At 41.8% G+C, this 18,967-nt stretch carries 20 protein-coding genes and 2 other annotated features; of the genes, 16 read left to right on the top strand and 4 right to left on the bottom strand.

Going from position 1 to position 18,967, the window contains the following annotated elements:
* The first annotated feature begins 523 nt into the window (after window positions 1-523).
* The 6 genes from pdhA to ADA55_RS19960 all read left to right on the top strand — a co-directional run bounded on the left by pdhA (window position 524) and on the right by ADA55_RS19960 (window position 6,905).
* Window positions 524-1,639: a pyruvate dehydrogenase (acetyl-transferring) E1 component subunit alpha gene (gene pdhA, locus ADA55_RS19980; RefSeq protein ID WP_034314064.1), complete on the top strand. Its 1,116-nt coding sequence runs from the start codon at window positions 524-526 to the stop codon at window positions 1,637-1,639.
* Between the two features lie 3 nt (window positions 1,640-1,642).
* Window positions 1,643-2,620, top strand: a complete 978-nt coding sequence (locus ADA55_RS19975; protein WP_034314063.1) for an alpha-ketoacid dehydrogenase subunit beta — start codon at window positions 1,643-1,645, stop codon at window positions 2,618-2,620.
* Window positions 2,621-2,740: 120 nt separating this feature from the next.
* A complete protein-coding gene (locus ADA55_RS19970) occupies window positions 2,741-4,099 on the top strand; it encodes a dihydrolipoamide acetyltransferase family protein (protein ID WP_048687082.1) in 1,359 nt (452 codons plus the stop codon).
* Between the two features lie 3 nt (window positions 4,100-4,102).
* Window positions 4,103-5,515 carry a dihydrolipoyl dehydrogenase gene (gene lpdA, locus ADA55_RS19965; protein WP_034314059.1) on the top strand — a complete coding sequence of 471 codons (1,413 nt, stop codon included), beginning with the start codon at window positions 4,103-4,105 and terminating at the stop codon, window positions 5,513-5,515.
* Window positions 5,516-5,776: 261 nt separating this feature from the next.
* A complete protein-coding gene (locus ADA55_RS28795) occupies window positions 5,777-6,034 on the top strand; it encodes a hypothetical protein (protein WP_309247762.1) in 258 nt (85 codons plus the stop codon).
* A gap of 43 nt (window positions 6,035-6,077) precedes the next feature.
* Complete coding sequence (locus ADA55_RS19960; protein WP_048687080.1) at window positions 6,078-6,905, top strand: polysaccharide deacetylase family protein; 828 nt, start codon at window positions 6,078-6,080, stop codon at window positions 6,903-6,905.
* Between the two features lie 18 nt (window positions 6,906-6,923).
* Here the strand turns inward: ADA55_RS19960 and ADA55_RS19955 are convergent, their stop codons facing one another.
* Window positions 6,924-7,358, bottom strand: coding sequence for a DUF1885 family protein (locus ADA55_RS19955; protein WP_048687078.1), 435 nt, complete (start codon window positions 7,356-7,358; stop codon window positions 6,924-6,926).
* A 362-nt stretch (window positions 7,359-7,720) separates the two neighbouring features.
* Between ADA55_RS19955 and ADA55_RS28790 the strand changes: the two genes are divergently transcribed.
* Complete coding sequence (locus ADA55_RS28790; protein ID WP_072272684.1) at window positions 7,721-7,846, top strand: GapA-binding peptide SR1P; 126 nt, start codon at window positions 7,721-7,723, stop codon at window positions 7,844-7,846.
* Window positions 7,847-7,986: 140 nt separating this feature from the next.
* On the opposite strand, the gene ADA55_RS19950 is transcribed toward ADA55_RS28790, so the two are convergent.
* A complete protein-coding gene (locus tag ADA55_RS19950) occupies window positions 7,987-9,447 on the bottom strand; it encodes an aminotransferase class I/II-fold pyridoxal phosphate-dependent enzyme (RefSeq protein ID WP_048687076.1) in 1,461 nt (486 codons plus the stop codon).
* 408 nt (window positions 9,448-9,855) lie between these two features.
* On the opposite strand from ADA55_RS19950, the gene ADA55_RS19945 reads away from it, so the two are divergent.
* The 9 genes from ADA55_RS19945 (at window position 9,856) to trpA (ending at window position 18,311) form a co-directional block, all read left to right on the top strand.
* Window positions 9,856-10,815 (top strand): NAD(P)H-dependent flavin oxidoreductase, encoded by a 960-nt coding sequence (locus tag ADA55_RS19945; RefSeq protein ID WP_048687074.1) that lies wholly within the window; start codon window positions 9,856-9,858, stop codon window positions 10,813-10,815.
* 57 nt (window positions 10,816-10,872) lie between these two features.
* The gene (locus ADA55_RS19940) at window positions 10,873-11,148 is read left to right on the top strand and encodes a UPF0223 family protein (RefSeq protein WP_048687073.1); all 276 of its coding nucleotides are present in this window, start codon (window positions 10,873-10,875) and stop codon (window positions 11,146-11,148) included.
* A gap of 69 nt (window positions 11,149-11,217) precedes the next feature.
* Window positions 11,218-11,448, top strand: a binding site (T-box leader).
* 35 nt (window positions 11,449-11,483) lie between these two features.
* Window positions 11,484-11,719 (top strand) — a binding site (T-box leader).
* Between the two features lie 162 nt (window positions 11,720-11,881).
* Window positions 11,882-13,276 (top strand): anthranilate synthase component I, encoded by a 1,395-nt coding sequence (gene trpE, locus ADA55_RS19935; protein WP_048687072.1) that lies wholly within the window; start codon window positions 11,882-11,884, stop codon window positions 13,274-13,276.
* The gene (locus ADA55_RS30110) at window positions 13,273-13,878 is read left to right on the top strand and encodes an anthranilate synthase component II (protein ID WP_048687070.1); all 606 of its coding nucleotides are present in this window, start codon (window positions 13,273-13,275) and stop codon (window positions 13,876-13,878) included. The genes trpE and ADA55_RS30110 overlap by 4 nt, the downstream gene beginning before the upstream one ends.
* Before the next feature lie 27 nt (window positions 13,879-13,905).
* Complete coding sequence (trpD, locus tag ADA55_RS30105) at window positions 13,906-14,928, top strand: anthranilate phosphoribosyltransferase (RefSeq protein ID WP_048687068.1); 1,023 nt, start codon at window positions 13,906-13,908, stop codon at window positions 14,926-14,928.
* Window positions 14,928-15,704, top strand: coding sequence for an indole-3-glycerol phosphate synthase TrpC (gene trpC, locus ADA55_RS30100; protein WP_048687067.1), 777 nt, complete (start codon window positions 14,928-14,930; stop codon window positions 15,702-15,704). Before trpD ends, trpC begins: the two co-directional genes overlap by 1 nt.
* Before the next feature lie 10 nt (window positions 15,705-15,714).
* Entirely contained in the window at window positions 15,715-16,329 is a 615-nt protein-coding gene (locus ADA55_RS30095) for a phosphoribosylanthranilate isomerase (protein ID WP_048687066.1), read from the top strand.
* Window positions 16,330-16,333: 4 nt separating this feature from the next.
* Window positions 16,334-17,539 carry a tryptophan synthase subunit beta gene (gene trpB / locus ADA55_RS19910; protein ID WP_048687064.1) on the top strand — a complete coding sequence of 402 codons (1,206 nt, stop codon included), beginning with the start codon at window positions 16,334-16,336 and terminating at the stop codon, window positions 17,537-17,539.
* A complete protein-coding gene (trpA, locus tag ADA55_RS19905; protein ID WP_048687062.1) occupies window positions 17,532-18,311 on the top strand; it encodes a tryptophan synthase subunit alpha in 780 nt (259 codons plus the stop codon). Before trpB ends, trpA begins: the two co-directional genes overlap by 8 nt.
* A 310-nt stretch (window positions 18,312-18,621) precedes the next feature.
* Here trpA and ADA55_RS31080 read toward each other — a convergent pair whose 3' ends face one another.
* The gene (locus ADA55_RS31080; RefSeq protein WP_153246149.1) at window positions 18,622-18,813 is read right to left on the bottom strand and encodes a DUF1054 family protein; all 192 of its coding nucleotides are present in this window, start codon (window positions 18,811-18,813) and stop codon (window positions 18,622-18,624) included.
* Between the two features lie 53 nt (window positions 18,814-18,866).
* A partial coding sequence (locus ADA55_RS31470; protein WP_153246148.1) for a DUF1054 family protein occupies window positions 18,867-18,967 on the bottom strand: 101 nt, incomplete at its 5' end.

The raw sequence follows: 18,967 nt of genomic DNA, 5'->3' as shown, positions 1-18,967 counted from the left end.
TCATACCTGTACTAAAAAAAAACGATAATTAAAAATCTAACAGCAGACTTAGATGAAAGCGCTTGAATATTTTATCGGAATATTATTTTAAGGGCTCAAATGCCTTTAGTCAAAGCGGTTTTGGAATCGATGGGATATGCTGGGGAATTGAAATGTTATCCTTCGCCATCCTTAAATTGAAAAATACGGGAAATTTAATAGTACAGTTATAAATTGAAAACTAATACAGAGAAGAAGTATGAGTATTGGAAATTCTATTAAATCAAAATTATAAGGAACTCCAAGTGATTGACTTGATGTTAATTCATCTTGTAAACTTAATCTATAAAAATTCTTGTATCATTTTCCTTGATTTTTTTTATGGTACAGAATAAGATTGAGACATATTAAGCATATCCACGTTTGAGGATTGGTCTTAAGGGAAAAATAAAAGAATGTATTGTTGAAGAAACTAAAAAGCAAACTATTTTTGCTTTATAGAATAATAATAGCAAACCTTTTTAATGAAAGGATGAGGTGCCAAATGGCTCAAAAAACTAAACAAGCTAAAATTAATGTTCAGGATCAGCTTAAGAAAGTAGAAGAACAATTTGAAACTTTTCAAATTTTAAATGAAGAGGGAGAAGTCGTGAATGAAGCGGCTATGCCTGATTTAAGTGATGAACAATTGCAAGAATTAATGCGCCGTATGGTTTATACACGCATCTTGGATCAACGTTCCATATCACTGAACCGTCAAGGCAGATTAGGTTTCTATGCACCGACTGCCGGTCAAGAAGCTTCTCAAATCGCTTCCCAGTATGCTTTGGAAAAAGAAGATTTCATTTTGCCTGGTTATCGTGATGTTCCGCAAATCGTTTGGCATGGCCTGCCGCTTTGGCAAGCATTCTTATTCTCCCGGGGTCATTTTAAGGGAAATCAAATCCCTGAAGACGTCAATGTAATTTCTCCTCAAATCATTATCGGCGCTCAATATATCCAAGCTGCCGGAGTGGCTCTTGGGTTGAAGAAACGCGGGAAAAAAGCTGTTGCCATTACATATACGGGTGACGGTGGAACTTCACAAGGTGACTTCTATGAGGGAATTAACTTTGCAGGTGCATTTAAAGCGCCAGCTATCTTCATCGTGCAAAATAACCGTTTTGCAATCTCTACACCAGTTGATTTGCAGTCAGCATCGAAAACATTGGCCCAAAAGGGTGTGGCTGCAGGTATTCCTGGAATCCAGGTTGATGGTATGGATGCGTTGGCCGTTTATACAGCCGTTAAAGAAGCGCGTGAACGTGCGATCAATGGTGAAGGCCCTACATTGATTGAAACATTAACTTACCGTTATGGACCACATACGATGGCTGGGGATGACCCGACACGTTACCGTACTTCCGAAATGGATAACGAGTGGGAACTGAAAGATCCATTGGTTCGTTTCCGTAAGTTCTTGGAAAGCAAAAAACTTTGGAATGAAGAATTAGAAAACGAAACGATAGAGAAGGCCAAAGACGATATTAAAGAAGCAATCAAATTGGCTGATGCAGAACCTAAACAAAAGGTTACAGACCTAATTGAAATCATGTATGAAGAAATGCCTTATAACTTAAAAGAACAATATGAAATTTATAAAGAGAAGGAGTCGAAGTAAGCCATGGCTCAATTGACGATGATTCAAGCAATTACAGAAGCATTACGTACAGAACTTAAAAATGACGAGAATGTACTCGTTTTTGGAGAAGATGTAGGTCTTAATGGTGGAGTTTTCCGTGCAACGGAAAATCTTCAAAAAGAATTCGGTGAAGATCGTGTATTCGATACACCTCTTGCTGAATCTGGAATCGGTGGATTAGCGGTCGGTCTTTCTTTACAAGGTTTCCGTCCTGTTCCTGAAATTCAATTCTTTGGGTTTGTATATGAAGTAATGGATTCCGTAAGCGGTCAGCTTGCTCGTATGCGCTACCGTTCAGGCGGACGTTACAGTGCACCGGTTACAATTCGCTCACCTTTTGGGGGCGGAGTGCATACTCCGGAAATGCATGCTGATAGCTTAGAAGGTTTAATGGCCCAGCAACCAGGGTTAAAGGTAGTTATCCCTTCCACTCCTTACGATGCAAAAGGCTTATTGATTTCAGCGATTCGTGATAATGACCCTGTCATTTTCCTTGAGCACATGAAATTGTACCGTTCTTTCCGTCAGGAAGTTCCTGAAGAAGAATACACAATTCCATTAGGAAAAGCGGATGTGAAAAGAGAAGGAACGGATTTATCCATTATTACTTATGGTGCGATGGTGCAGGAATCCATCAAGGCAGCTGAGGAATTGGCTAAGGATGGTCATTCCGTCGAAGTGGTCGACTTACGGACTGTATCACCATTGGATATCGATACAATCATTGCTTCTGTAGAAAAAACAGGACGCGCTATCGTTGTTCAAGAAGCACAAAAGCAAGCTGGTATAGCGGCGAATGTCGTAGCGGAAATTAACGAACGTGCCATTTTGAGCTTGGATGCTCCAGTACTGCGCGTGGCGGCAGCTGATACGGTATTCCCGTTTTCACAAGCTGAAACAGTATGGCTCCCTAATTATAAAGACATTATTGAAACGGCGACTAAAGTCTTGAAGTTTTAACAATCTTAAGTAATGGAATGAATGTCCTGCTTGGGAAAGTGATTTTGCATTAACGGTAATGCAAGATAAAGGACTTTATTCAAAGCACTAAGTATGATTTAATATAGGAGGTTGAACTCAGTGGCATTCCAATTTAGACTCCCTGATATCGGAGAAGGTATACACGAAGGTGAAATAGTGAAATGGTTTGTAAAACCAGGAGATAAGATACAAGAAGATGACGTGCTTTGCGAGGTTCAAAACGATAAGGCCGTTGTTGAAATCCCATCCCCGGTGGAAGGTACCGTTGAAGAAATCCTTGTTCAAGAAGGAACGGTTGCCGTTGTTGGCGATGTACTTGTAACATTCGATGCTCCAGGTTATGAAAATCTTCAGTTTAAAGGGGATCATGGAGAAGAAGCGAAGGCAGAAGGCGAGAAGAATACGGAGGCCCAGGTTCAAGCAACTGCTGAAGCTGGACAGGAAGTCAAGAAAGAGGCTGCTCCGGTTCAAGAAAATAGCGGAGTAACGGGCGCGGGAGCACAACCACAGGTTGAGGCAGATCCTTCACGTCGTATTATCGCCATGCCTTCTGTCAGGAAATATGCACGCGAACAAGGGGTAAATATTCGTGAGATCACTGGTTCTGGGGATAACGGCCGAATCATGAAGGAAGACATTGATGCTTTCAAAAACGGCAAAACCGCTCCACAGCAACCAGCAGCTCAAAGTGAAGCTTCACAACAAAAAGATACGGAAACGACCGAAAAACAAAAAGTTTCAATTCCAGAAGGGCAATATCCTGAAACTCGTGAGAAAATGAGCGGTATGAGAAAAGCGATCGCAAAAGCAATGGTTAAGTCCAAGCAGACAGCTCCGCATGTAACATTAATGGATGAAGTCGATGTGACGCTATTGGTTGCTCACCGTAAGAAATTCAAGGAAATTGCTGCACAAAAAGGAATCAAGCTTACATTCCTACCTTATGTTGTTAAAGCGTTAACAAGTGCATTGCGTGAATTCCCTATGCTTAACACATCATTTGATGATGAAGCTAGTGAGATTATCCATAAACACTATTACAATATCGGAATTGCGGCAGACACAGACAAAGGACTGCTCGTTCCAGTTGTAAAAGATGCAGATCGTAAATCAACTTTTGCTATTTCACAAGAAATTAACGAATTAGCGACGAAAGCCCGTGACGGCAAATTGGCTCCTAACGAAATGAAAGGTGCTTCTTGCTCCATTACGAATATCGGTTCCGCAGGCGGTCAATGGTTCACACCTGTTATCAATCATCCAGAAGTTGCCATTCTAGGGATTGGACGCATTGCCGAAAAAGCAATTGTACGCGACGGGGAAATTATCGCCGCTCCAGTTCTGGCATTATCACTGAGCTTTGATCACCGCATGATTGATGGAGCAACAGCTCAACATGCATTGAATCATATCAAAAAGTTATTGAACGACCCAGAATTATTGTTAATGGAGGCGTAAACAATGGTAGTAGGAGATTTTCCAATCGAAACAGATACTTTAGTAATCGGTTCAGGCCCAGGGGGATATGTTGCCGCAATTCGCGCAGCACAGCTTGGACAGAAAGTAACGGTCGTTGAAAAAGGAACAATCGGCGGAGTTTGTTTGAATGTAGGCTGTATTCCATCGAAAGCTTTAATTTCGGCTGGACACCGTTTCCATGAAGCTCAGCATTCAGAAGATATGGGTATCTTTGCAGAAAAAGTTACTGTTGATTTTTCTAAAGTACAAGCTTGGAAAGGTTCTGTTGTAAAAAAATTAACAGGCGGTGTAAGCAGCCTGTTAAAAGGCAATAATGTTGATGTTGTAACTGGCGAAGCTTATTTCGTTGATGAAAACAGCATCCGTGTTATGAATGAAGACTCAGCCCAAACATATACATTTAAAAACGCAATCATCGCTACTGGTTCATCGCCAATCGAGATTCCGTCATTTAAATATACGAAACGTGTACTTAATTCAACTGGCGCTCTTGCCTTGGAAGAAGTTCCAAGTTCGATCGTGGTAATCGGCGGAGGTTACATCGGAACTGAGCTTGGCGGAGCATTCGCTAGCTTTGGCACTAAAGTGACGATCCTTGAAGGTACCGAAGAAATCCTTTCTGCAGGCTTTGAAAAACAAATGGCAGCACTTGTTAAGCGTAACCTTAAAAACAAAGGTGCTGAAATTGTTACTAAAGCAAATGCTAAAGGCGTGGAAGAAACTGATACAGGTGTAACCGTTACTTATGAAGTAAAAGGCGAAGAGAAAAAAGTTGAAGCCGATTACGTTTTAGTAACAGTTGGACGTCGTCCAAACACTGCTGAAATCGGCCTGGAACAAGTCGGAATCAAAATGACTGACCGCGGTTTGATCGAAACGGATAAACAATGCCGTACTAGCGTGAAAAACATCTACGCAATCGGTGATATCGTTTCTGGACCTCAGTTAGCTCATAAAGCTTCTTATGAAGGTAAAATTGCAGCTGAAGCCATTGCTGGACATTCATCTGAAATCGACTATCTTGCTATTCCGGCTGTTGTATTCTCTGAACCGGAACTTGCTTCTGTCGGTTATAATGAAAAAGAAGCGAAGGAAGCTGGAATCGAAGCGCTTGCTTCTAAATTCCCATTCGCTGCAAATGGACGTGCTCTTTCCTTAAATAATACGGACGGATTTGTGAAGCTTATCACTCGCAAAGAAGACGGATTGGTTATTGGAGCACAAATTGCAGGACCAAACGCTTCTGATATGATTGCAGAACTTGGTTTGGCTATCGAAGCAGGTATGACTGCCGAAGATATTGCGATGACAATCCATGCACATCCAACTTTAGGGGAAATCACAATGGAAGCTGCTGAAGTTGCCCTTGGAACTCCTATCCACATCATTAAGTAATTGAGTTATATAAAAGCGTACTGCTAAATGCAGTACGCTTTTTTTTGGCCGGATTTAAAAAATGAAGGAGACTCCCCATACATGAATTTCTTCTTACTAGTTAAATGAAATGGACAAAAAGGGCATAAGCTATAAAAGGACTTCTTACTTTTTTCCTTGAAATGGTTTGAAAAAGGCCATAGAGGATAAAAAATAAGATGAGCGATTTGTTAAAGGAATATTTTTTGCCAATCATGGCTGATATATTCATATTAAAATGGGGTGGATCACTTGAAAAATTATCTGGTAATCCTCTTTCAACTAATCGTTTGGAGTGGGTATACATTAGTTGAATGGCTGTCTGTTAACGATCGATTGGTTTTCAAAGTATTCATGTTTCTGGTCTTTTCTTATCTAGCCATTTACATTGGTAAAATGATTTTAAAATCCAATAGACGAACCATGCTTGTTACCGTGATAAGTCTATTATGTTACGGGATTTTGCAAATCCTTTTGGAAACGCTGGTACCCGTATATTGAATTTTTCGTAAGCTTCGATGACATATGAAACAACGGAGGAATCATGTTTAAAAAAGTAGTGGCATTATTTACATTAGTATCATTTTTATTGGTGGCTTGTAATGACCCGAGTTCCGGTCAAACTGAAAATGAGAATGAAAAAAGTGTGGAAACGACGACAACGGTCCAAGATGAAAGTCAGCAAGATAAAGATTTGGAAACGGAAACGTCACAAACGATTGGCGAAGGGAATGTAAAGGCAGAATATCGGGTGGATAAAGAGAATTGGTCATTTAAACCGATTGGGGATGCAAATCCGAAAGTTGTGTTGTTGACATTTGATGATGCACCTGAAAAATATTCCCTGGCAATCGCCCAAACCCTGAAGCGACTTGAAGTACCTGCGATTTTTTTCGTAAATGGTCACTTTCTTGAAAATGATGAAAATAAAGCGATGCTGAAAGAAATTCATGAAATGGGTTTTTCCATAGGAAATCATACGTATTCCCATGTGAATTTAAAAGAGTTGAACGAAAAGGAACAAGAGCGGGAAATCGTAAAATTGAACAATTTGGTTGAGGGAATAATAGGGGTGCGCCCTAAGTACTTCAGGGCGCCATTTGGGTCGAATACCGAGCATTCAAAAAAAGTCGCTGAGAAAGAAAAAATGTTGGTCATGAATTGGACTTACGGATATGACTGGGAAAAAGAGTATCAGGATAAAAAAGCTTTAACGGAAATCATGTTGAACAGCCCTTATTTGGGAAATGGGGCGAACTTACTGATGCATGACCGGAAATGGACGAGTGAAGCGATAGAGGATATCGTGAAAGGTTTTCAAAAGAAAGGCTACGAGTTCCTTGATCCAAAATTAATTGAAACGCCTGCATGAGCCAATTTGCAGGTTTTTTTATTTCCTTGGGTAATAATACATCACCCGTTTATTGAAGAGATGCAGCTGCGCCCGTAATTTCTTTGCAAGGAATTTGCACAATTCATTAGCTTTTCCCTTATCACCGAAAGTTGCTGTTTCGGGGAGGGTGAATTGGATATAGGATTGGATCCGATCTGATCCATCTTCATCCTTTACGACTTCTTGGTCAACTCCTATCAATATCATGTGATATCGATCTTCTTTGGCTTGGAGATATATGGCCTTATCCTTCATTCTTTCCGGTTCTTTCATTTCATAAGGAAATGCTTTCTTATCATAGTCCCAATCCAGTTGCTTTCCGGTTTTCGCTGTAATCATTTGATAATAGTTCAGTAATTCTTTCACGTCTTCGATGGTTACAGTTCCTTTCACGGACTCAGGAACAAGTTTGATATAGGCATTTTCAATCATGTGGATCCCCCTTAAATCGATAAGATGTAAGAATATTTTAACATTTTACGGATGTATTATATACCTATCTATATGTAAATGAAAAGGCGAAATTCCTTTTTCACCTTGCCATGCTAAAGCAAGGAGTGTGATGCACTGGTCCAGGGCCCTTCGTTTATAAATAAATTACCGTGTTTTAAAAAAAGAATCAGTCTAACGAACGATTGGAATGCAGTTCTTTCAAGATGATCGTTCATTAAGTGGGAAAAAGTATATATGTTATACTTTTTAGCTTGAAATAATAAATGTGTTATATTATAATTCATTTAAAGCGGTTACATTATGTCAATAATGCATACAATATAGGGGAAGGGGTTGTAAAAATGGGAACTATCGTATGTCAAACTTGCAATAGCACGATTGAACATTTTGAAGATGAGAAAGTAAGTGTATTATACACACACAATCACAACTGCCAAAGCTGTGATACAGCTGCCTCTGAAAAATAAATGGAAAAAAGATTTCAAGATTAATAGAATGTAAGGGTGTTTCAGGGCTTTAACCTGAAGCACCCTTTTTATAGAAGCCAGTGCTTAATAATAAAAGGTTCAAAAAAACCAGAGCAGTACTCTGCTCTGGTTTGATGGGATCAATCATTTTTTATGATGCGTAAATGTTTTATTTCTGGGTCCTCAGGGCCTTGAACCGGAAGTCCGGCCTCGATGTTTTTCCGGATGTAATTGATATTATCTTCAGTAATCAATTCTCCCGGAATGAAGATCGGGATTCCAGGCGGGTAAACCATGATGAATTCAGCGCTGATTTTGCCGACAGATTCCTCAATGGGAACCACTTCGGTCTCTGCATAAAATGCCTCCCTGGGTGATAAAGCCAGCGGTGGTGTATCAGGAAGCAGGACTTCGATCTTTTCATGTTCAGCCGCCATTTCCTTGAACTCATCCGCTAAGTCTCTAAGGGCAGCGATCAGCAGGTCCGCTTCTGTTTTTGTGTCTCCAGGTGTTATCAGGCAAAGGATATTGTACAAGTCGGAAAGTTCCACTTCGATATTATGCTTTTCACGAAGCCATTTCTCAACGTCGTATCCGGTAATATTCAATTCCTTGATGGATATGATCAATTTTGTCGGATCATAACTAAAGGCTGCCTCGCTCTCGAGAATTTCGCTGCCGACACAGTAAAGATAAGGAATCTCATTAACGGCCTCACGGATATACCCTGCGAGATTGATCGCTTCATCGATCATTTCCCTGCCTACTGTCGCAAGTTGTCTTCTAGCCGTATCTAGGGAAGCCAGAAGGATATAGGAGGTTGAGGTGGTTGTGAGCATGCTCAATATGGCTTGAACACGATTTGCGGAAACCAATCCAGTCTTAACATTCAATATGGAACTTCCCGTTAGTGAACCGCCCAGTTTATGAACACTAGTAGCAGCCATATCCGCTCCAGCCTGCATGGCTGACATCGGCAAGTCTTCATGGAAGTGTATATGGACACCATGTGCTTCATCTACGAGTACTGGGATTTGGTGGGAATGGGCAACTTCCACTATTTTTTGCAAATCAGCCGAAATGCCGAAATAGGTGGGATTGATGACAAGCAATCCTTTTGCATCGCTATGTTCCCTTAAAGTTTTTTCAACGGCATCGACGGTGATTCCGTGTGAAATGCCCAAATCTTTGTCTATTTCAGGATTGATGAATATGGGAACAGCTCCGGAAAATACAATGGCAGACATTACGGATTTATGTACATTCCTTGGGACGATGATTTTGTCCCCAGGTCCGCAGACTGTCATGACCATCGTCATGATTGCTCCACTTGTTCCTTGAACGGAAAAGAATGTGTGATCTGCCCCAAAAGCTTCAGCGGCAAGATCCTGAGCTTGTTTGATGATCCCCTTTGGCTGATGGAGATCATCGAGTGGAGCGATATTGATTAAATCTATCGATAATGCATTTTCTCCAATGAAATTACGGAAATCAGCGTCCATTCCTTTTCCTTTTTTATGACCTGGAATATGAAATTGAACGGGATTTCTTTTTGCATGCTGCAATAAGGCAGTGTATAAGGGTGTTTCATTCTGTGACAATTCTTTGTGGCCCCTTTTCAGTAAAATAGGTACGAAATATGGGAGGTTTTACTCCCGTTCTATTAATGATCGTATGTTTCTCCGATTCCATTCAAATGGTTAGTGAGCTTGTGGATAGACATAAAACATATGAATTATAGCACGTCTTATAATAAATGCCTAGAGTGATTTAATGTCCTGACTTAAACAATTTATATTTGTCTTTGTCTTTAGGGAGCCCAATAAAATTATCAGCAGTTTATAAATATCCATTTTCCTAGTATTTACTTGATTTACTCAAGAATTCTTCTTTTTTTATATTGTATGTGTGAGTTAAAAATTGAACGGGTAAACAATTTTTGCCATAATGGAAGCTAATGGGATTCAGCTAAATAAACAAACCAGCAATTGAAAAGGGAGATGAGGAGTTTGAAGTGGGAAACGCGTGTGACCGATTTGTTAGGTATTCAATACCCAATTGTACAGGGGGGGTTGGCCCATTTAGCATATGCCGACCTGGCTGCGGAAGTGTCGAATGCAGGAGGGCTAGGGCAGGTGACGGCCATGTCCTTGGACACCCCGGAGCAGCTGATAGAAGAAATAAGAAAAACAAAATCATTGACGGATAAACCGTTTGGTGTGAACTTTGCGATCGGCCAGCATGGGAGGCCTTATGAACACATGCTTGAAGCAGCCTTGAAAGAGGGAATTGCTGCTGTTTCCGTAACCGGCGGCAACCCTGGCCCTTTTCTTGATTACGTTAAAGGCACTCAAGTGAAAAAACTGGTGCTTGTTGCTGCAAGAAGGCAGGCAATGAAGGCTGAACAGCTTGGTGCAGATGCAGTGATGGTAGTTGGTCAGGAGGGCGGAGGACATTTAGGGCGTGATGATATTGGAACCTCCGTGTTAATTCCTCAAGTTGTGGACTCCGTTAAAATCCCAGTCATCGCGTCTGGTGGTTTTGGAGATGGACGCGGTTTGATGGCAGCATTGGCGCTTGGTGCCGAAGGAATCGAGATGGGGACACGTTTCATAGCTGTCAAGGAGTGTGTTCATGCACATGAATTATATAAAAATGCCTTGGTTTCCGGCACGGAAAATGATACCGTTATCATCAAGCGGTCCATTGGTGCACCAGCCAGGGTAATTGCAAACAGCTGGACCGAAAAGATTCTTGATATTGAAAAAGAAAACGGCGGATATGAACAATTGAAGGAATACATAAGTGGAAAAGCGAATCAGCGTTATATTCATGACGGAGTCGAAGGTGAAGGCTTTGCCTGGGCTGGACAAGTGATGGGGCTGATTCATGATGTACCATCGACTGCTGAACTATTCAGTCGGATTATCGACCAGGCGGAAGCAATTCGTTCAAAATGGGCAGAATGATGATGCATGGTCCGCCGGGCAACATGAAAAACTATCTAGAAGGAGCGTGTTTAGGATATGGATTATCAATATCCAATGGATCTTGATTGGTCTACTGACGAAATCGTAGATGTGATTAAATTCTTTGAAGCAGTAGAAAAGGCTTATGAAAATAAGATACAAAAGGAAGAATTCATGAAGGCTTACCGAAGATTCAAGGAAATAGTCCCCGGTAAGGCGGATGAAAAAAAGTATACGGATGAGTTTGAGTCAGTCAGCACCTATTCAGCCTATCTTGTCATTAAGAAGGCAAAAGGAATCGATGACGGGGAATGGATAAAAATGAAACATTAAAAATATAATTTTTCGAAAACTCCATTGACTTACTGAAAAGATTGTTTTAACATAATAATCAAGAAAAAGATAAAGGCAGTGACGAAGAAGAGTACCTTAATGATGTTCTGCAGAGAGCCAGTGGTTGCTGAAAACTGGTGAACGAAATTAAGCGAATGGACTTCCGAGCCCCAAACCGAAACGGATGAACGGAGTAGGCTTTGGCGATTATCTCATCGTTAATGGAGATAGGCATGTTAATGCCGTAAAGTGAGCTAATTTAGCTAATTAAGGTGGTACCACGGGTTCCTCGTCCTTTGGATGAGGGCCCTTTTTGCGTTTTTTTAAAAATGATAATTAAATCTATGAATGAGAGTAGTAATCTTTTTAGATGCGTCACAGAGAGCCGGAATAGGTGGAATCCGGTACGATATAAGAAGATGAATGGACTTATGAGTGGTTTCTTGAAAATAAGTAGGGAAACTCGGCTGCCACCGTTAAAGGGTAATCGCAAGAATTCAATTCTTGCTTGAGAGGGAAAAATGATGCATTTTTCCAACTTGAGGTGGCACCGCGGTATACCGTCCTCTGCAGACACATATTTGTGTTTGCAGGGGATTTTTTTATTGGAATTTCAATATATATACCTTTTAAAGAAAATATCCAGAGGAAATGAAGACCTGGTCATTTGGCCAAAAGGGTTTTCCCTCCGGGGGATTATAAGAGCGCATAAGAATCGGGAGGGAATCAAGAGATGAATAATTTGGATGAAAAAAAAATACTCCGTTTCAAAATGGATACAATTGAAGGGGATATCCATACACCCATTGCCATATTTCAGAAATTAGATGGTGACCAGAAGTTTTTATTGGAAAGTTCGAATTCGCATCATGACAACGGCCGCTACTCATATCTAGGTTCAAAACCTTATTTGGAGGTGACATCACTTGCTGACCGAGTAAATGTGAAAGACACTGAAACAGGTGATCAAATCGTTAAGGACATCAATATCATCGAGTTTCTAAAAAACGAATTATTAGTGGAAATAGGAGAGGCTCCCATACATCTTCCTCCTTTTAACGGTGGCGCAATCGGATATATGGGCTATGATATCATTCGTCTATATGAAAATATAGGTCCGGTTCCTCCTGATTCTCTGCAAATGCCTGATGCTCATTTTCTTTTTTATAAAGAATTGTATATATTCGATCATGTTCTGCAGAAGATCCATCTTTTGACTGCGGAAGAAGATAGTGAAAAAAGTTTATTGGAGATGAAGGGAAAAATCAATCAGGCAAGCAAGCCGTCAAAGGAAATATCGTCGGAATATTTGGAATTCAACTCGAATTTCAGTCAGGATGAATTCGAGAAAATGGTCCTTGAAGCTAAATCGGCGATCATAGCTGGTGAAGTGTTCCAAGTTGTTTTATCACAAAGGTTTAAAGCGGACTTCGATGGGGAGCCTTTCGACGCTTACCGTCGTTTGCGATTAGCCAACCCCTCTCCTTATATGTTTTATATAGAATTTGGTGACTATACAATCATTGGGTCTTCTCCAGAAAGTTTAATCAGTGTTTCATCAGGAATGGTTCATGTTAATCCCATTGCCGGCACAAGGCCGAGAGGAAAAACGGATGAAGAAGATAAGGGCTTCGAAAAAAGCCTGCTGATGGATGAAAAGGAACTTGCCGAGCATAAGATGCTCGTTGATTTAGGTAGAAATGATCTTGGCAGGGTTTGCGAAATCGGTTCAATCCACCTTACCGAGGAAATGGAAATTCAAAGATATCAGCATGTCATGCATATTGCTTCGAAGGTTAGCGGAAAGCTTAGGGAAGGGTACACGAGTTTAGATGCACTGACGGTCTGCCTTCCTGCCGGAACAGTTTCAGGTGCTCCTAAAATCAGGGCAATGGAGCTGATCAATGAACTGGAAAATTGTAAACGCGGGATGTATTCGGGCTCGATAGGCTACATAGGTTTTGGAGGGGATCTTGATATGGCTTTAGCCATTCGGACGATGATCATCAAAGATGGCAAGGCCTATGTACAGGCAGGGGCTGGAATCGTATATGATTCAGATCCAAAAACGGAATATGAAGAAACACAAAATAAAGCACGCGCTTTAATGGAGGTTCACACTACATGATTTTATTAATTGATAACTATGACTCGTTCACTTACAACCTTTATCAATATTTAGGTGAAGTGGAAAAAGAAATTGTAGTAAAAAGGAATGACGAAATCACCCTTGCGGAAATTGAGGAACTGAATCCAATGGCAATCGTCATTTCCCCGGGACCCGGCAGGCCCGAAGATGCTGGAATCAGTATGGAGATCATCCGCAATTTTTATGAGAAGGTTCCGCTATTAGGCATTTGTTTGGGGCATCAGGCCATTGGGGCGGTTTTTGGAGCGAATGTTGTTGGGGCGAAACAAATCATGCATGGGAAAACATCGGTAATCGAACACGATGGAACAGGTGTTTTTGCCAAACAGGACTTACAATTCCCGGTAATGCGTTACCATTCCCTTGTGGTTGAAAGGGGGAGTTTGCCAGAAGAACTGACTGTGACGGCAGTGGCACTGGATGATGGGGAAATCATGGCCCTTAAACATCAGGAATTCCCTCTCTACGGTTTACAGTTCCACCCTGAATCAATAGGGACGAAAATCGGCAAGGAATTATTACATCAATTTTATGAGATTGCCGGTACCTTTCAATCAGAGAAGGAACAATCCATTCTATAAAACAAAAAACGACTGGGGGAGTTAGCGGTGAAGGAGTATTTAGCGAAGTTAGCAGAGCGTCAAACATTGACGGAAGAAGAGATGAGCAGAGCAGCCCAATCGTTATTTTCTAAAGATATCTCCGAAAGCGAGATGGCAGCATTCATCATTGCCTTAAAAGCCAAAGGGGAAACGGCAGGTGAAATAGCAAGCCTTGTCAGAGTCATGAGAAAAGAAGCAAGAAGTGTACAAACAAGCTCCCTTAATGTAATGGATAATTGCGGAACGGGAGGAGATGGGTCACAAAGCTTCAATATAAGCACAGCATCGGCCTTCGTGCTTGCTGGGGCCGGTGTCAAGGTTGCCAAACATGGAAATCGCAGCATTTCAAGCAAAACGGGAAGTGCGGATGTATTGGAAGCATTAGGCGTTAATTTGTACTTGGAGCCTGACATGTTAAAGGAACTGTTGGAGGAAAATGGGATCACATTCTTATTTGCCCCATCTGTTCATCCTAATATTGCAAGGATAATGAAAGTGAGAAAAGAACTGAAAATCCCGACGATATTTAATCTTATCGGTCCTCTGACAAATCCAGTCCAACTCGACACGCAATTAATGGGAATCAATCGACGCGATATGCTCGAGCTTTTTGCGGAAGTCCTGCATAAATTGGGCAGGAAACGCGCAGTCGTGATAAATGGTGCCGGGTTCATGGATGAAGCGAGCCTGCAGGGTGAAAACTCACTCGTCCTTTTGGAGCAAGGAGATATTATCCCATTTACGCTTCATCCTGAAGAAGTGGATCTGCCTGTTTACGGAAATGATGCCATCCGTGGCGGTGACGCCAAACAAAATGCCGATATCATGCTTAGGCTTCTCAAAGGGGAAAAAGGTGCATATCGTGATACCGTTTTATTGAATGCCGGATTGGGGCTATACGCACATGGTACGGCAGCGACGATCAAAAAAGGAATCTCCATGGCCAAAGAAAGCATTGATAGCGGATCGGCTCTTGCAAAGTTAGAAAATCTGATTGCTTATGGCAATAGAAATAAGGTGGTCATGTAATGGAAAATATCTTAACGAAAATCATCGAACAGAAAAAGGTGGAAGTCGCAAAATTAAAAGAAAGGGGCTTAGATGATTCGGTCATGATCAACATAGTCAGACCATCTTTGGTGGAAAATTTGAAAACGGCTAAATCGATGGCGGTCATCGCGGAAATAAAACGGGCTTCCCCTTCAAAAGGGGACATTAAAATCAATGTAAATCCCATCGAGCAGGCCCTTTCATATGAAAGTGGCGGAGCTGCAGCGATATCCGTATTGACGGATGAGGTTTTCTTTAAAGGATCAATTGCAGATTTGAAAAACGTAAGCGAGGCCATACGAATTCCCAGGTTGTGCAAAGATTTCATCATCGATGAAATCCAAATCGATCGGGCCCATCAAGCAGGTGCGACTATCATTCTATTGATTGTGGCAGCACTTTCTAAAGAACGCCTTCATGAATTATATCAATATGCAAAAAACAAAGGACTTGAAGTGTTGACGGAAATCCATGATGAAGCCGAACTGGAACGTGCTCTAGAGCTGAATGCAGAGCTCATAGGGATTAACAATCGGAATTTAAAGACCTTCAAAGTGGATTTGGCTGTAACGGAACGACTGGCGAAGTTACTTGATCCCAAACGACATATCATTATCAGTGAAAGTGGGATCAAAACAAAAGAAGACGTAATGCGTGTGAAGGTTGCTGGTGCAAAAGCGGTTTTGGTCGGGGAGACACTCATGACTGCATCAAATCTTCCGCACAAGATGGCCGAACTGCAAATGAGTATATAAGGAGATTAATATGTTAGTGAAAATCTGTGGGATAAAGACTTTGGCAGCTGCTCAGACTGCTGTTAGTTCCGGAGCAGACTTCATTGGTTTCATTTTTGCCGAGAGCAGCAGGAAGGTTGAGCCGGAGATAGTAGGAGATTTCGGAGCGAATCTAGCTGGTCATGTTAAAAAGGTCGGAGTGTTTGCCAATCAAACTAAACAAGAAGTGATAAAAAGTGCTGAAATTGCGGGATTGGATTATATTCAGCTTCATGGTAACGAGTCTGCCAGCTTTGCCCGCAGAATGCCCCTGCCGGTGATCAAGGCCTTTGCCATCCATTCAGAGAAAGACCTTGAAAACCTGCATGAATACCCAGCGGATTATCTATTGGTCGATCTTCCTAAGAGCGCATCCGGCAAGGGATTGACTTTGGATTGGGATATGATTCGAAAAGCTGATCTGCCACTGGAGAAGGTAATTCTAGCCGGTGGGCTGACTCCGGAAAATGTCGGAAAAGCGATTAATGCCGTTTCACCATTTGCAGTTGACGTAGCAAGTGGTGTTGAAACAAACGGATTAAAAGATGCTGTAAAAATGAAAGCATTTATCAATGAGGCAAAAAATACAGCCGGAAAAGAGGAATGAATAGATGAATACTTATACACAGCCTGATAAAACTGGACATTTTGGAGCATATGGAGGCCGCTTCGTTCCAGAAACTTTAATGGCGGCGATTACGGAGCTTGAAGAAGTATACGAACAATCTAAAAATGATCCAGAATTCCAAAGGCAGCTAAGTTATTACCTGAAACAATATATCGGTCGGGAAACCCCTCTTTATTTTGCGGAGAACTTAACGAGACTGGCTGGCGGTGCAGACATTTATCTGAAGCGCGAAGACTTGAATCATACTGGAGCCCACAAAATAAATAATACGATCGGCCAGGCTTTGCTGACTCAGAAAATGGGCAAGAAAAAAGTGATTGCCGAAACGGGTGCAGGACAGCACGGGGTTGCAACGGCGACTGTGTGTGCTTTGCTGAAGTTGGAATGCATCATCTTTATGGGAGAAGAAGATATCAGGAGACAGAAATTGAACGTATTCAGGATGGAGCTTTTGGGAGCCAAAGTCATATCTGTATCACAAGGAAGCGGGACACTGAAGGATGCAGTAAATGAAGCGTTACGATATTGGGTGGCTAATGTGGATGACACCCATTATATAATGGGATCAGTTCTTGGTCCGCACCCATTCCCCGTTATTGTCCGTGATTTTCAAAGCGTGATAGGGAATGAAACAAAACGTCAATATTCTGAGGCGGTTCATTCCCTGCCGGATGCAGTAGTTGCATGCATAGGCGGAGGAAGTAATGCAATGGGGATGTTTTATCCCTTCATTGAGGACGAAACGGTAAAGTTATACGGAGTGGAAGCGGCAGGGCATGGACTTAATACACCGTTACATGCTTCAAGTTTGACGAAAGGGAAGCCTGGGGTGCTCCACGGGGCATTCATGTATGTTTTGCAGAACGAGGACGGTCAGATCCAGGAGGCACATTCTATTTCGGCAGGGCTGGATTATCCAGGGGTAGGGCCTGAACATAGTTACTTAAAAGATACGAATCGGGTGGAGTATACTTCAGTAACCGATGATGAAGCATTGGAAGCCCTAGCGATGCTTTCAAGGGAGGAGGGGATCATCCCTGCTTTAGAAAGTTCACATGCCATTTCCTATGGTTTAAAGCTTGCTAAAGAAATGGAGAAAGGAACAGGACTGGTGATTTGCCTGTCCGGCCGTGGTGATAAAGATGTTGAAACGGTCCAATCATTGATGGGGGGTAGTGAACATGAATAAATTAACAAATGCGCTTGAAGAATGTCAAACAAAGCAGGAAAAAGCATTCATACCATATATCATGGCAGGTGATGGAGGTCTTGATCGGTTAAAGAGTCAGCTTCTTTTCCTTGAAAACAGCGGGGCGACTGCCGTTGAACTAGGTATACCTTTCTCTGACCCGGTCGCTGATGGACCCGTTATCCAACAAGCTGGAATCCGTTCTTTGAAAAATGGAACAACTTTAAAAGATGTTCTCAAAAAAGTAATGGAAATCAAAAATGATGTGAACATCCCCATTATTTTAATGGGATATACGAATTCAATCCTGGCATATGGACTTAAAGAGTTTACGACTGACTGTCTTCGAGCAGGAATTTCCGGGTGCATCATCCCCGATTTACCGATTGAAGAAGAAGCCATCTTTTCATCAATCAAAACAGCAGGGATCGTTCTTATCCGACTTGTGACACTCACGTCTCCGCAAGAGCGCATCACTGAGATTACCGCAGGGGCGGAGGGTTTCATCTACGCAGTTACAGTCAAAGGGATCACAGGTGCCCGTGACGCCTTCGGAGAAGAACTTGGAGGCTATTTAAAGAAGGTAAAAGAGATAAGTCCGGTTCCCGTTCTTGCCGGGTTCGGCATATCGACTACAGAACATGTCCGTGATGCCATACAATACTGCGATGGAGTCATTGTCGGCAGCAAGATCATTGAATGCTTCGAGAAAGGCAAGGAAGACCGAATTAGAGACTTGATTCAAGCAAGCAAAGGCTTAGTGCAAAAATAGGGATGGAGAGACTCCCAGGCTGCCCTTAGTTTATAGGCAAAAAGGAGTTCTATCTTAAAACATAGTTGATTGGGGCGGGTGTACGAGAATCTGGCGGAAAAGCGTGTCCAGTGGAGACCCCGCAGGTGCAAAAGCGCCGGATCGCCCGTGGAAAGCGAGTGCCTGGAGGCAACGGTCAAATTTTTAAAAACCTAAAAAAACTGTAGACAAACCCAATGATTATCGAGTTTGTCTACAGTCAGAGGAGAGCTTTAAGGCTCTCCTTTTATATTATCCAGTTTTTGTTGGATCCGAATAGGAATCAATGTGTTTAATTTAATTGATATAAGGGTAAAAGATGTTCAAACGCATCTTGAATGGTTTCAATGAAATCATCATCTTTTAACTTAATAGCGTCATCACGGGAAATTTTTATACCGCATAGGATTTCGGCTTTCTTTACCGTTTGCAAACGGGTGAACATTGAATTCAAATCATCTACTCCAAGACCATCGTGAGGGATGACATCAGGTTATGTATGGTCCATTGACCATACATAATGGGAGGGAATGCTATTCACCAATCGGTCTGCCGCTCCAGATGCTTTCCGATTTCCATTTTATTAGGGGCTTCGTAAATGACGGCATACCAGATGAACATATGCGTTTCCCATAACC

The sequence above is a fragment of the Bacillus sp. 220_BSPC genome (assembly GCF_001054655.1).
Classification (GTDB): Bacteria; Bacillota; Bacilli; order Bacillales; family DSM-1321; genus Peribacillus; species Peribacillus frigoritolerans.
The sequence above is the reverse complement of the archived record's forward strand: the minus strand, read 5'-3'. Positions and strand labels throughout refer to the sequence as shown.